The organism is Pseudomonas sp. Marseille-Q5115, from assembly GCF_916618905.1.
GTDB classification, from domain to species: Bacteria; Pseudomonadota; Gammaproteobacteria; order Pseudomonadales; family Pseudomonadaceae; genus Aquipseudomonas; species Aquipseudomonas japonica_A.
Genome location: NZ_CAKAKI010000001.1, coordinates 3,726,481 through 3,740,085 on the forward strand (window position 1 = coordinate 3,726,481; position 13,605 = coordinate 3,740,085).

Below are 13,605 nucleotides of genomic sequence, written 5' to 3' on the forward strand. Positions count from 1 at the left end.
GTACCCATCAGAAACGCCAGATGACGTCGACGATGGCGCGATGCATGTAATTGTCCACGCCACCGGCATAGGCATCGCCGGGCTTGAACACACCGGCGCGCAGGCGCACCAGCGCGGACGGTTCGTCGAACGACTGGCTCAGGCTCGCGGGCAGCAGGCCTTGCTTGAAGTACTTGGTCACAACCAGGTCCATTTCTTGGCCCAGGTCTTTCTCGCCATCGTTGAGCGGCAAGGTGGACAGCGAAACATCACCGGTGGTGGCGTCCGTGGATTCGTACGCCGCGTTGATGTTGCTGCCGCCGATCGGCGAGCTGCCGTCCACACGCCAGAAGCGGTGGTAGATCAGGCTGGCGTCGTAGTCTTCCTGCATTTCCCAGGAGGCGAAGATCGAAGCGGTCTGCACGTTGGCCAGCTCAGCCTGGAAGGCTTCGCCGAAGCGGCTGATGCGCGAGCGGGTACCGGTCCAGCTGGAGCGGTTGCTCTGCAGGCCGTTCTGCTCGTAGTCCTTGCTGGCGCGGGCGTAGGCAGCACCTACTTGCCACTGAGGGTCCAGACGCAGGCGCACGCCCAGGTCGGTCGCCCAGCCATTGACGTTTTCGCCATAGGTGTCGCCCGCAGTGACGATGCCGTTGGTATCGGTGCGGTTGAACGTATCGCGATTGCCGGTGAGCCAGGTCAGGCTGCCCCAGTAGTTGATCTGGTTGGTGTTGCGATGGTTGTAGGCATCGCTGGTCGCTTCCAGGCCCAGCCAGGTCAGCTCGCCGTTGCTGGTCTTGTCCAGGTCGTCGATTTCTTCCCCGGCATTGGCCAGGTCGCCATCGTCATGCACATGGTGCGCGCGCAGGCCTACCCACTGGCTCGGCGCCCACTGGTAGGACACGTCGCCCCACACGTGGGTACGGTCCTTGTCATTGGGCGACAGGCGCGAGTAGTCGGTACGGTAGTCGCTGAAGCGCTGCCCTACCCCCACGTCTGCCTTGAGCAGGGTGGTGTCCAGGTTCCAGGTGAGCGACTCGATGTAGTTGTCGTGCCACTGGCCGTCATCCTGGCGCAGGCGCTGGCGGCCGAACTTGGTCAGCTCGCCCGGGTATGGCGTGAGCAGGCGGCTGTAACCCACCCAGAACTCGCGCAGGGCCAGGTAGCTGTCGTCCGCTTCACGGTCCTTGCTGTAGTAGCGGCTGTTGGTGGTGCCATTGACGTTGTCGTCGGGCTGCAACAGCGGGTCGGTCTGGATGGTGTCCGAGGCCGCCACGGCCTGGCCCATGAAGTACGCGCTCCAGTTGCCCCATTCGCCGTAGGCCCAGGGGCGCAGGTCGATACCCACACCCGCCACATCGCCGCCGGAGCGGGTGCCCAGGTCGCGGTCGTCTTCGGACTGGCCAGTGACTTTCACTTCCAGGCCGAAGTTATCGGTGGCGGTCAACGCCGCCAGGGTCGGGCAGGACCAAAGTGTCGCAAAGCCAAGGCCGATACCGGCCAGCATGAATTTGTTGAGCATCATAGGGATTGGTCCTCACCGACTGCTGTTTCTGGCAGGGCATGCAGCGCTACGGCGGCATTGTCCTGGCCGGAAACCGCGCCACGGGCGGCGGTTTCCTGCTGCAGCAGTTGCTGGGCTTGAGCCCGCATTTGCGGTGGTAGTTGTTCTTCGATTGTTTTGGCCAGGTCCAGTACTTCCTGGCGTGGCTGCGGTTGGAGCATCGCCTGGTTCTTGGCCAGTTGGCTGAACACATAAGCGTTCACCGGGTTCGGCAGGGTGCCCCGCCCGTTGAAATACAGCTGAGCCAGGGCGAAGTCTGCGCTGATCTGGCCACGGCGGGCAGCGACCAGGAGGTTATCCACGGCCTTCTGCGGCTCGACCATGCCCAGGTAGCCACGGCGGTAGATCTGGCCCAGGTAGTAGTAGGCGCTGACCTGATCCGGAAGCGCCTTTTTCAAGTGCTCCTCGGATTTGGCGGCGTCCGGCAATACCACCTTGCCTTCGTAGTAGATCTTGCCCAGCAGCAACTCGGCACGGCTCGGGTCAGCGTCATGGCCCTTGTCGATGTAGCCCATCAGCTGGTCGGTGTCGCCCAGGTCGGGGTAGTCGTATTGCAGCTGTGCCAGGCTGATGTAGGCGCCCGGGTAGGTACCCGAGGCGCTTTCAAGCAGGGCCTGGGCGGTTTTCGGATCAGGCGTGCCCAGGTCCGGGTTGGCCAGGATGCGGGCCACCGCGTCTACGCGGTTAGGCTGTACACGGCCAACGGCAAAGCTGTCTTGCAACCGCTTGACCAACGCAGCCTGGTCGTCCGTGCGGTTCTGCTTCTGGTAAACCGTCGCCAGTTCCACGTAGCACAGGTCGGTGGTATCGAGTGCAGCCTTACAGATGCGCTCTACTTCCGCCAGGTTCTGGTCGTAGGTGTTTTGTACGCGATACAGGATGATCTGGGCCAGGCCCGCTTCAGGATAGCCAGCGGCTTTCCATTCGTTGATCTTCTGTTGCGCGTTCACCTTCGGGAAGCTTTGGGGGTACTGGATGTACAGCAGCGCCAGGGACATCAAGGTGCCGCCCTCGCCACTGGCGAAGGAGTTCTTGAGCAGCCCTTCAGCCTCGTGGCGCTCGGCCTCGGTGCTGTTGGGCTTGGCAGCCAGCAGCTTGCCCAGGCGAGCGGCGGCGCGTGGCGAAGTAGGCGCGGCGGCGCGGTAGGTCGCCTCGGCCTTGGCCAGCTGCGCGGGGTCGCCGCTTTCAACCCAGATGTCAGCCAGGCCAACCTGGGCATCGGCGTAGCCCAGGTCTGCCAGCTGCTGGTAGTTCTTCTGCGCCAAAGCCACGTTGCCGTTTTTCATGGCTTCCTGGGCAAGGCGTTGGTCCGGCAGGCCGGCACAGCCAGCCAGCGCGAAGGCCACGGCCAGGCCCAGTACGGCAGGCCGATGCAGATGTCGTAGAGTGTCAGCCACGCTCATTCTCCTGACGCTCACTTAGAAGCCGTGGGCCATGGCTTTGTCGATCAGCCAGTCGATCGAAGGGCCGTGGGTGCTGGAAACATCCACAGGGCGGCCAGCGTATTTCACGTCCAGCGGCTGGTCTGGCTTGATGGTCACGCGCATGTCGGTGGACAAGTCGTCGGTCTTCAGGTTGGTGGCAGACACTACCTGGCCCGAACGCAGCTGGTCATCACCGGCTACACGGAAGTCAACCTTGGTGCCTGGGCGAATGTCGTCGATCTGGCGGTAGGTGTAACGGGCTTCGATGTTGGCGCTGGAGTTGCGTGGCACCAGGTTGAAGATCACGTCACCCTTGCTGGCGTACTGGCCGTTGGCAACCAGCTGTTGAGCCACGATGCAGTCGCATGGCGAGGTCAGGGTGCCGGTCATTTGCTTGCCGAACAGCTCGGTCACTTTCTGTGGGGTCAGGTCCTGTTCTTCCAGGTGGCCCTTGAGCACGTCCAGCATGCTGGTGCTGAAGCTGGCCAGCGGCGAGCCTTTTGGAGCCAGGCCGTTGGCGCCTACCAGGCTGGATACAGTGCCGTCACGCGGCATGGTGATGTTCATGCCTGGCGCGGCCACCACACCCGACTCAGCGTGGGTGACGAAGTACAGGTTGTAGACCGACTTGAAGATGTAACCGAAGGCCACCAGCCCGACGATGAAGATCCCCAGGCTGAAGGTCACGGCGCGCAAGCGGCCGAAGAACGACATGTCGTTGCCAGCGGCCTTGCGCTTGCGGGCCTTGGTGAAGTTGTCGCGCTGCAGGGTACCGAGCACGTCGCCCATGGTGACCAACTCACCACTCAGGTGAGAGGTGATCAGGTGACGCAGGGTAGCGATGTCGGCCTGTTCCAGGTTCTGGAACTGTGCGCCGACGCGGCCGTTGCCCTCGACCGAACGAGCCTGGAACTCGATGTCCATGCCCAGGCCCAGGTTGTCGATGACGAACATCAGGCGGCCACGGTAGATCTGCCCCTCGACCAGCGGGTTTTTAGGCATGAAGGAGAAACCACCGGCGGAAAGCTCTTCTACTTTCGCTTCCTGGGTTTCGCGGTTCGGCCCGATGAAACGGATCTTCGCTGGCAGGCGAACCCGTGCGAATTGGCGCTGGGCTTCGGACTCATGGACCACATTGGGGTTGACGGCTGTATTCATGGTTAATTTTCCTACTTAATCCATTGAGGGCTGGTCAGACGATCGCAAACAGGAACGCAACGAAGACGCTGCCTGCCGAGAACGTCATGGTCCGAGAAGACCAGGTGTTGAACCATTGTTGAAAACTGGCCAGATCGCGTTTCGTGGACGTGGGTTGCCGCGTCCAGGACTGGCGGTCGAGGCGGAAGAACACGTAGATCTTCATCAGCGCGCCGACGATCTGGTTGTAATAAAGAATGATCGGGTAGGCCGGCCCCACGGAGTGCCCGCTGAGCGACAGCAGGATGGTGAGAATCAGGCGGGTGATGCCGATCCACAGCAGGTACGCGAGCAGGAACGTGACGCTGTACTTGAACGTCGCGATCAAGGCCGCGGTCAGCCCCAGCAGGGAGGTCCACATGGACACGCGCTGGTCGAACAGCACCACCATGGTGAACAGCCCGAGGCGACGGATACCCAGGCCCATGGCGCGTGAGTTCTGACGCAGGTTGTTGCCGTACCAGCGGTACATCAGCTTGCGGCTGGCCTTGACGAAGCTCTTCTCCGGCGGGTGTTCGACCGTGTTGATGGTCGCATCCGGCACGTAGAAGGTGTCGTAACCCAGGCGCATCAGGCTGAACCAGCTGGACTTGTCGTCACCGGTCAGGAAGCGGAAGGTGCCCAGGCGCCAGTGCTTGAGCGAATCGCTCTCCACGTCGGCGATGAACAGCGGGTCGGTTACCACCGAGGCGCGGAACACGGACATCCGGCCGGTCATGGTCAGCACGCGCTTGGACAAGGCCATGGAGCACATGTTGATGTGGCGCTGGGCGAACCGCAGCTTGTGCCACTCGCTCATGATGTAGCTGCCACGCACTTCGCAGAACTCGTTGGTGGTCAGGCCACCCACGTTCGGCCACAGGGCGAACCAGGGCACAGTCTTGCGCACCACGCCTTCGTTGAGCACGGTGTCGCCGTCGATCACGGCCACTACCGCATGCTCGTCAGGCAGGTGCCGCGAAATCGCACGGAAGCCATACGCCAACCCGTCCCGCTTGCCGGTACCGGCGATGCGCACGAAGTCCAGGCTCACCCGCTCAGGCGGGTTCATCTTGGCCCAGAGGGACTTCATCAACAGCTCGTCCGACATTTCCACCAGGGACGCGACGATGGTGGTGGGGTAGCCGCTGTCGATCGCTTCGCGGATCACCGACTGGTACACGGCCGCCGTGGTGCTGGCGTCGATACGGAAGCTGGTGACCATCAGGAACACGTGGGAAGGATCTGCGTCAGTGCCCAGCTTCATCACCTTGCGGCGCAGCAGTGGGTAAACGACATAAAGGAACAGCATGCCGCGCACGAAGTGCATGGCACCCATCGAATAGCGCCAGATACCCACGGCGCCAATCAGGAAAATGAAATCCTTGGAATCAGAATTGAACAGCGATGGGGGCAGCGCAAGCGCCAGGCCCATCAGCAGACACAAGTAAAACAGCCATCCAGCAGCCTGGAGCAGGCCGTGCTTTAGCCTCGACATATCCGCATCCGTCTCTTCATCGACCGCCCGGATCGGCGTTCGAAAGTGTTAAGGCAGGCGTAAAGAACCGCGGGGGCCGTAGGCCCACCGCGGTCACGGCTGTTACCAGCAGATACCTTCGTAGTTCGTGTTCGAATCGGTCGCTTCTTTCTTCAGGAAGCCAACCAGATCGAATACTTGCTTGCCCGCTGGCGGGTTTTGCAGCAACTCGCCGAAGGCCTTGTCACCGTTACCCAGGATCAGCACTTCAGCACCGTTTACAACGGCATCGAAGTCAGACTTGAGCAAGGACGACACGTGAGGGATCTTGGACTCGATGTATTCCTTGTTCGCGCCCAGGATGCGAGCGTGTTCTACGTTCTTGTCGTAGATGCTCAGCTCGAAGCCTTTGCCGATCAGGCGCTCGGCCAGCTCTACCAGCGGGCTTTCACGCAGGTCATCGGTGCCGGACTTGAAGCTCAGGCCCAGCAGGGCAATCTTGCGCTTGCCGTAGCCGTTGATCACGTTGAAGGCGTTCTGCACTTGTTGCTCGTTGCTGACCATCAGCGAGTTGAGCAACGGAGCCTTCACGTCCAGCGAGCTGGCGCGGTAGGTCAGTGCGCGAACGTCCTTGGGCAGGCAGGAGCCGCCGAAAGCGAAGCCTGGGCGCATGTAGTAGGCGGACAGGTTCAGCACGTGGTCCTGGCAGACCACATCCATCACTTCACGGCCGTCCACGCCGCATGCCTTGGCAATGTTGCCGATTTCGTTGGCGAAGGTGACCTTGGCCGCGTGCCATACGTTGCAGGTGTACTTGATCATCTCGGCCACTTCGACCGGCTTGCGGATGATCGGAGCGTCGAGCTCTTCGTACAGGCCTTGCAGCACGTCGCCGGACTGTTTATCGAACTCGCCGATAACGGTCATGGGCGGGTGGTCGTAGTCTTTGATAGCGGTACTTTCGCGCAGGAACTCTGGGTTCACTGCTACGCCGAAGTCCACGCCAGCTTTTTTGCCGGAGTACTGTTCCAGGGTAGGAATGACCACGTTCTTCACGGTGCCTGGCAGCACGGTGCTGCGCACGACCACGGTGTGGCGCTCGGATTTCTCTTTCAGCACTTCACCGATGCTCTTGCATACGGCTTCAATGTAATTGAGTTCGAGGTCGCCGTTCTTTTTGCTTGGCGTAGGTACGCACAGCATCGAAACATTGGTCTCGCGGACCGCTTTAGCGAAGTCAGTGGTACCGCTCAACTTGCCTTTGCTCACTGCGCTGGCAAGGAGTTCTTCCAGGCCAGGCTCGACGATTGGCGACTTGCCGTCGTTGATCAGATCGATCTTGACTTGCGAAACGTCAACCCCAACCACGTCGTGACCACGAGCTGTCAAGCAACCCGCACATACCGCGCCAACATAGCCCAAACCAAAGATGCTGATACGCATCGCTTCACCTCATGTGTTTATCACGCCAGCTCACTCAGGAGCCAGACTGGGGGTTAATTAACCAGCAGTATTCGGGCACTCGGATGCGTGACAACTAAATGTGTCATTCCGATTGTCGCACAACCTAATGCAGGCATAATAAGTCCGAGTGCCCCAGAATGTGCACTCAACAAGGGCATATGGAACCCTGTTTTTCAGGTCCGCCCTGGAATGTAGCCAGCCTTTATGACAGAACGGCTCACTTACTTTCGCTACTTGCCTTCGCGGGGTATTGTTATGCCTTGCGAATCAAGCATTAAGCCGCATGCATGAGTTTGCCGTGCAAACTCGGGACTGGCCTTGCGCTGAGGGTAGTTATGGTGCGTTCTCTCCTGAGATTAACTTTCGGGCTGCCTTCACAGTTCCCTTCGAGTCACACGCCTGGATCACTACATCCAGCCGCTTCGATCTCCTGCCGTGTACGTCATCTCTCACACGCTGAGTGATTCAGTACGCGTCGTATGAGCTACAGATACCCCGGGAAGTTCCTGAGCGCTAGCACCGCTCATACAATTTTCCAGTGGATTTTTCCTACAAAACGTAGTGGCACAAAGCCATAAAATCCAGCCATTTCCCTTTAAAATCAATGCCTTGTAGCACCAAAAACCCAAAGCGCCAGCACCCAAAAAAATTTTGGCTTTTTTGGACTTTTTTCAAGCTGGGAGACACTAGCGTCAGTTTGACTCCGACACTTTGACCGGTATTTGGCGCCGGACTTCCGTCAACTTGCAGCTTGCACGAGCTGCAAGCCCGGAAAACGTCACTGAAATGAGGCAAATACGCAGTGTGACTGCGATCACAGTTTAGCTATCGCGCAGGAAAACCAGATTATTGGCACTCGAACGCTCCGGCGCATAGCGGTAACCGGCCTCGTCGAACGCTGTCATCGCCTCAGGGTGCTCCAGGCGATTGCGAATCACGTAACGCGCCATCAGGCCCCGCGCCTTCTTGGCGTGAAAGCTGATGATCTTGTACTCGCCGTTCTTGAAGTCGCGGAACTCGCAGTCGATCACCCGCGCTTTCAATGCCGGCCGCTTCACGGCAGAGAAGTACTCCTTCGACGCCAGGTTGACCAACACGTCATCACCCTGCTCTTTGAGTGCCAGGTTCAGCCATTCGCTGATACGATCTCCCCAAAAGGCGTAAAGGTCTTTACCGCGTGCGTTCTTGAAAGCCGTACCCATTTCCAACCGGTAGGGCTGCATGAGGTCCAGCGGCCGTAACAGGCCGTAGAGGCCCGAGAGCATTCGCAGGTGCTGCTGCGCGTAGTCGAAATCCGCTTCGGAAAATTCCTCGGCCTGCAAGCCCGTATAAACGTCACCTTTAAAGGCCAGAATGGCCGGGCGGGCGTTTTCCGGGGTAAAGCTGGGCGACCAGCTGCCAAAGCGCGCTGCGTTAAGGCCGGCGAGCTTGTCCGAGATGCCCATCAGCTCACTTAACCGAGCCGGTGAAAGCTCGCGTAGCCCAGCGATCAATTCCTTCGAATGCTCGATAAAGGCGGGCTGGGTATGGCGCCGGGTTGGCAAGGGGCTTTCGTAGTCGAGGGTCTTTGCAGGCGAGATCACCAACAACATGAAGGGCGCTCCAGAAAAAAGGAGCGAGCTTGGCGCGTTAACGGCCTCGCTTCAACACTGTTGTGGCTATCTCCGTGATTGATTCGCCAGCGGCCGGGTGGGTGGCTATCATGCGCGCATACTGCTCAAGGAGGACTTTCGTTGCGCCTGCTCCCATTGATGCTTGCCTTTGCCCTGCCCTTCGCGCCTGCCGCCGTGCAGGCCGCGCCCGCCGAAGTGGCCCTGATGGACCGTAGCCAGTGGCCAGAAGCGCTGAGTACGCCTGCGCTATTCGATGTGGCATCCCGGGCACAGATCCTGAGCTTCTCCCGCGAGCTACTGGCCAGCGAGGCTCTGGACGAAGCCGCGCTGGCCGATCGCCTCGGGTTGCATCAAATCAACATGGCAGCGATCAACGCCCTACGTGAGCAATGGTGGCAACGCCTTTGGGCCAATTTCGACCATGCTCAGCAAAGCTGTGCCGAGGATGCGTCCTTCTGCTACGCCGTAGACAACCTGGACGACCTCAAGGCCCAGGCGGGCCAGTTCAAGGTAGAGTCCGACTCCTTTTATGCGCCCTGGGCCGAACCCGGCCGCGCCTTCAGCCGGGCCTACCTGGACGAGCAACTGCACATGGCGGCGCTGCTGCCGGAAATCAGCAGCGAGGTGGTGAAGTTCTCCAAGGCCGAGCATAACGGTGATGAACTTGAAGACCGGGTGTTCCTGCTGTCGTTCGATGGAGGCCCTGGCCCGGCGGAGGGCAACACTGACTGGATTGCGGACTTCCTGCGTCGGCAGAAAATGAACGCGACCTTCTTCGTACTGGGCAACAGTGTGCAGTTGCGCCGGCAAAGCGTCTCGCCCGAGGAGCTCGAAGCGCTATACCGCGATCAGTGCGTGGGGGTGGGGGGCTGGCAATACCGATCTCATAGCCAATGGCTGGACTGGCAGGATTCGGTACTGCGCAGCGTGGCGCTGGTGCAAAGCCAGCTGCCGGAAAGCTACGTACCGCAATTCCGCCCTCCTTATGGCCAACGCCGGCCAGACAGTGGCGAATTTTTCGAAAGCCAGCAGCTGGACGTGGTGCTCTGGGACATCGACTCTCAGGACAGCAACACTCAACTCAGCGCCGAGGACAGCGGCGATCGCGTGCTGACCCTCATGCTGCTATGGCGAAAAGGGATCATCGTGTTCCACGATGCCCAGCTCAAGGCGCGCACCGCCGTGCCGGCGCTGCTGGCCGCGACGGCACAGAGCGGGATTGCGTGGGAGGATTGTCGGGATTACCCGTGACGGCGAGCTGCAAGCCGTGAGCTGCAAGCTGCAAGCTGCAAGCTGCAAGCGGTTCGGCGGCTTGAAGCTTGAAGCTTGAAGCTTGAAGCTTGTAGCTTGTAGCCCCAAGCGAAGCGGCGCGTCAGCCAAGGTCGGTTGACTTCGGACTGTAACGGTGTGGCTCATGCGCGCCAAGCGCTATTCGTCACACCGAAAAATAAACATGAAACATCGTTCAAAAGGCTTTGTTCGGTCACAGGTTTTGGAGTACTAAGAAACAGACCGCCGAACCCTGCCGACACAGGTGGCGTCCACACCCGACCCCGCTTTTTGTCGCCAGGTCTCCCATTGGAGTAACGGCGGCCGTTCGAGGCGCAGCACCGCATGGGTATTGCGTCGACTGGCTCCCACGAAAGGTGACCGAGTATGGATGAACAAGGACGCACTCTCTCCACCCACCAGCCCATCCTGTATGTGCTGGACACCAACGTCCTGATCCACGATCCCAACGCACTGCTCAACTTCCAGGAACACCACGTAGCCATCCCGATGACCGTGCTCGAGGAGCTGGACAAGCTCAAGGACGGCAAGCACTCGGTGGCCGCCGAGTGCCGGCAGGCTATTCGCTTGATCGACAAGGTGCTGGGCGAGGCCTCTCCGCAGGATGTCGAACAAGGCGTGCCGATCCAGCGCGGAAAAGGCGATCCCAAGGGTTACCTGTCCATTCTCATGAACAAACGCGGCGCACTGGAGAGCCCGCTGCCGGATCACTTGAACGACAACGTCATCATCAATCAGTTGATCGACCTGCATGCGCGACGCCCTCAGCTGGACGTGGTGTTGGTAACCAAAGACATCAACATGCGGCTCAAGGCCCGCGCCTGCGGCATTGCCGCCGAGGATTACAGCACCGACCAGCTGGTCGACGACGTTTCGCTGCTATCTCGGGGCTATCACACGGTGTCGGGCTCCTTCTGGGACCGTGTTCAGAAAGTGGACACGCGTCAGGACCATGGCCGTACCTGGCACCGGGTGCAGCTAGCCGAAGTATTGCCCTCCGCGCACATCAACGAGTTCATCATCGATGAGCAAGGTTTCGTCGGCTGGATCAAGGCTGTACGCAACGACGAACTGATGATCCTTGACATGCATCAAGAGCCACTGCTGCACCAGGAAGCCTGGGGGCTCAAGCCCAGGGACATCCACCAGGCGCTGGCGCTCTTCGCGCTGCTGGACCCAGACATTCACCTGGTAAACCTCTCTGGTGCGGCAGGCTCGGGCAAGACGATTCTTGCCTTGGCCGCGGCGATCGAGCAGACCATGGTGAGCAAGCGCTACCGGCGCATCATCGCCACCCGCAGCGTGCAGGGGCTGGACCAGGAAATCGGCTTTTTGCCGGGGACCGAGGCCGAGAAGATGGAGCCGTGGCTGGGAGCCATCACCGACAACCTTGAAGCCTTGCACATGGACGACGAAAACACCCACGGTAGCGTGGACTACATCCTGAGCAAGGTGCCGCTGCAGTTCAAATCCCTGAACTACATCCGCGGCCGCAGTTTCCAGCAGAGCCTGATCCTGATCGACGAGTGCCAGAACCTCACGCCACACCAGATGAAAACCATCATCACGCGTGCCGGTGCGGGGTCCAAGGTGGTCTGCCTGGGCAACCTGGCGCAGATCGATACACCGTACCTGTCTGCGACGAGTTCGGGCCTGACCTACCTGACCGAACGCTTCAAGGACTTCCCGCACGGCGTTCACATCACCCTGCAAGGGGTGCCGCGCTCGATCCTGGCCGAATACGCCGAATCCCACCTGTAATCGCACGGCCTGGCGGTTTCGCCAGGCCTCTTCCTTGGCTAGCATGGCCGCTTCCATTCACTGGAGGCGCCCATGCCTGTTTCTTTGATCACCGGTTGCTCAAGCGGCATTGGCCTGGCGCTGGCTCACGCCCTGCGCGCGGCCGGCCATCATGTATGGGCCACCGCCCGCCAGCCGGCAGATGTTGCCCAACTGGCCGCGGCGGGCTTTTCGGCGCAGGTACTGGACGTAACGGACGAACAGCAGTGCCAGGCCCTTGCGGCGCGGTTGACCGCCGAAGGCAAGGGGCTTGATGTGCTGGTCAACAATGCAGGTTATGGCGCCATGGGCCCGCTGCTCGATCAAGGCGATGCCCTGTTGAGGCGCCAGTTCGATGCCAATGTGGTGGGCCTGGTAGGCGTAACGCGGGCATTGTTTCCACTGCTTCGGAAAAACCGCGGCGTGGTGGTGAACATCGGGAGTGTAAGTGGTGTGATGGTCACGCCGTTCGCCGGGGCCTATTGCGCGTCCAAGGCGGCGGTGCATGCGCTGAGCGATGCCTTGCGTATGGAGCTGGCGCCCTTCGGGGTGCGGGTGATGGAGGTGCAGCCGGGGGCCATCGCTACCCGCTTCGCCGATAACGCCAGCGCGGCAGCCGAACAGGTGATCGCTGAAGGCTCGCCGTGGTGGCCCATGCGTGACGGCATTCGCCACCGGGCCCGCGCGTCACAGAACCACCCTACCCCAGCCGCCGAGGTGGCCGACCGTATCACCCAGGCCCTGGCCCGCCCTGACCCGCCTCGCCTGCTAAGGGTAGGCCGCGGCAGCCGAACGCTGCCGCTGCTGGCGGCGCTGGTGCCCAAGGCGTTGCTGGAATGGGGCTTGCGCCGGGCATTCGGGTTAACGAAGCGCAATCACTCGCGAGATCACTCTTAACCTGCACCGGTTTCCATTCCCAGGCTACGCCGGGTCCCACACGGCTGAACCCGCTGCCAGGAGGGGCGGAGGTCGCGAATGGGAGATCAGTGGATGAGAACGGTGCAGGTTGTGCCCGCCGCCAGCAACATGCCTTCGGGTACTTCATCCAGATGGATGCGCACTGGCACGCGCTGGGCCAGGCGCACCCAGTTGAAGGTAGGGTTCACGTCGGCGAGCAGTTCGCGGCTTTCCGGGTTGTCGCGGTCGTAGATCCCGCGGGCAATGCTTTCAACATGCCCCTTGAGGGTTTCGCCGCTCATCATCTGCATCTCGGCGGCATCGCCTACATGCACATGGGGCAATTTGGTTTCCTCGAAAAAGCCGTACACCCAGAACGAGTGCTCATCCACCACGGCCATCTTGGCCTCCCCTGCGCGGGCATAATCGCCAGCATGCACATTCAGGTTGGTCACGTAACCATCGACCTGGGCCACCACCCGGGTGCGCGCCAGGTTCAGCTCGGCCGCCGCCAGCGCGGCCTGGGCCTGCTGGTATTGCGCCTGGGCGGCGTCGGCGATGCTGCCGGCGTCTTCCTGGTTCTCTTTGGAAATCACCATGGCGTCGAGGTCGGCGCGGCGGCGGGCGTTGAGCTTGCGCATGTCCCAGGTTGCCCTGCGGGCGGCCACCAATGCCTTGGCCTGATCCACCGCCACCTGATAATGCGCCGGATCGACCTGGATCAGCAGGTCGCCCTTGCGCACGCGCTGGTTGTCTTTCACCGGCACCGCGACTACATAGCCGGACACATCGGCGGCCACATTGATGATATCCGCCCGCACGCGGCCGTCCCGGGTCCACGGGGTATCCATGTAATCGACCCACAGCAGGCGCCCGAGGAACACGGCCACGCCGAATACGACCAAGGTGCCAACCAGGCTGAACAGCTTTTTCATCGCGTCGATC

At 60.9% G+C, this 13,605-nt stretch carries 10 protein-coding genes; 3 read left to right on the forward strand and 7 right to left on the reverse strand.

Annotated elements, in window-relative coordinates; translation table 11 throughout:
• Window positions 1–7 precede the first annotated feature (7 nt).
• The 6 genes from LG385_RS17040 to yaaA form a co-directional block, all read right to left on the reverse strand.
• Window positions 8–1,501 (reverse strand): alginate export family protein, encoded by a 1,494-nt coding sequence (locus tag LG385_RS17040; protein ID WP_225775221.1) that lies wholly within the window; start codon window positions 1,499–1,501, stop codon window positions 8–10.
• Complete coding sequence (locus LG385_RS17045) at window positions 1,498–2,943, reverse strand: alginate biosynthesis protein AlgK (RefSeq protein WP_225775222.1); 1,446 nt, start codon at window positions 2,941–2,943, stop codon at window positions 1,498–1,500. The genes LG385_RS17040 and LG385_RS17045 overlap by 4 nt, the downstream gene beginning before the upstream one ends.
• Before the next feature lie 15 nt (window positions 2,944–2,958).
• Window positions 2,959–4,122 carry an alginate biosynthesis protein Alg44 gene (locus LG385_RS17050; RefSeq protein WP_181117080.1) on the reverse strand — a complete coding sequence of 388 codons (1,164 nt, stop codon included), beginning with the start codon at window positions 4,120–4,122 and terminating at the stop codon, window positions 2,959–2,961.
• 34 nt (window positions 4,123–4,156) lie between these two features.
• Entirely contained in the window at window positions 4,157–5,638 is a 1,482-nt protein-coding gene (gene alg8 / locus LG385_RS17055) for a mannuronan synthase (RefSeq protein ID WP_181121826.1), read from the reverse strand.
• A gap of 102 nt (window positions 5,639–5,740) precedes the next feature.
• Window positions 5,741–7,060, reverse strand: coding sequence for a nucleotide sugar dehydrogenase (locus LG385_RS17060; protein ID WP_181117078.1), 1,320 nt, complete (start codon window positions 7,058–7,060; stop codon window positions 5,741–5,743).
• Between the two features lie 842 nt (window positions 7,061–7,902).
• Window positions 7,903–8,673 (reverse strand): peroxide stress protein YaaA, encoded by a 771-nt coding sequence (gene yaaA, locus LG385_RS17065; RefSeq protein WP_181121824.1) that lies wholly within the window; start codon window positions 8,671–8,673, stop codon window positions 7,903–7,905.
• A gap of 141 nt (window positions 8,674–8,814) precedes the next feature.
• Between yaaA and LG385_RS17070 the strand changes: the two genes are divergently transcribed.
• The 3 genes from LG385_RS17070 to LG385_RS17080 all read left to right on the forward strand — a co-directional run bounded on the left by LG385_RS17070 (window position 8,815) and on the right by LG385_RS17080 (window position 12,660).
• Window positions 8,815–9,945 carry a polysaccharide deacetylase family protein gene (locus tag LG385_RS17070; RefSeq protein WP_413247333.1) on the forward strand — a complete coding sequence of 377 codons (1,131 nt, stop codon included), beginning with the start codon at window positions 8,815–8,817 and terminating at the stop codon, window positions 9,943–9,945.
• Window positions 9,946–10,350: 405 nt separating this feature from the next.
• Entirely contained in the window at window positions 10,351–11,745 is a 1,395-nt protein-coding gene (locus LG385_RS17075) for a PhoH family protein (RefSeq protein ID WP_181117076.1), read from the forward strand.
• Window positions 11,746–11,817: 72 nt separating this feature from the next.
• The gene (locus tag LG385_RS17080; protein ID WP_225775223.1) at window positions 11,818–12,660 is read left to right on the forward strand and encodes an SDR family oxidoreductase; all 843 of its coding nucleotides are present in this window, start codon (window positions 11,818–11,820) and stop codon (window positions 12,658–12,660) included.
• A gap of 86 nt (window positions 12,661–12,746) precedes the next feature.
• Here the strand turns inward: LG385_RS17080 and LG385_RS17085 are convergent, their stop codons facing one another.
• The gene (locus tag LG385_RS17085; protein WP_225775224.1) at window positions 12,747–13,595 is read right to left on the reverse strand and encodes an HlyD family secretion protein; all 849 of its coding nucleotides are present in this window, start codon (window positions 13,593–13,595) and stop codon (window positions 12,747–12,749) included.
• Window positions 13,596–13,605: the final 10 nt, after the last annotated feature.

What these genes read in the sequence shown, in the direction of transcription:
- LG385_RS17050 (WP_181117080.1), bottom strand. Translation starts at nt 4,122, where the DNA reads ATGAATACAGCCGTCAACCCCAATGTGGTCCATGAGTCCGAAGCCCAG.
- LG385_RS17045 (WP_225775222.1), bottom strand. Translation starts at nt 2,943, where the DNA reads ATGAGCGTGGCTGACACTCTACGACATCTGCATCGGCCTGCCGTACTG.
- alg8 (WP_181121826.1), bottom strand. Translation starts at nt 5,638, where the DNA reads ATGTCGAGGCTAAAGCACGGCCTGCTCCAGGCTGCTGGATGGCTGTTT.
- LG385_RS17075 (WP_181117076.1), top strand. Translation starts at nt 10,351, where the DNA reads ATGGATGAACAAGGACGCACTCTCTCCACCCACCAGCCCATCCTGTAT.
- yaaA (WP_181121824.1), bottom strand. Translation starts at nt 8,673, where the DNA reads ATGTTGTTGGTGATCTCGCCTGCAAAGACCCTCGACTACGAAAGCCCC.
- LG385_RS17060 (WP_181117078.1), bottom strand. Translation starts at nt 7,060, where the DNA reads ATGCGTATCAGCATCTTTGGTTTGGGCTATGTTGGCGCGGTATGTGCG.
- LG385_RS17080 (WP_225775223.1), top strand. Translation starts at nt 11,818, where the DNA reads ATGCCTGTTTCTTTGATCACCGGTTGCTCAAGCGGCATTGGCCTGGCG.
- LG385_RS17040 (WP_225775221.1), bottom strand. Translation starts at nt 1,501, where the DNA reads ATGATGCTCAACAAATTCATGCTGGCCGGTATCGGCCTTGGCTTTGCG.
- LG385_RS17085 (WP_225775224.1), bottom strand. Translation starts at nt 13,595, where the DNA reads ATGAAAAAGCTGTTCAGCCTGGTTGGCACCTTGGTCGTATTCGGCGTG.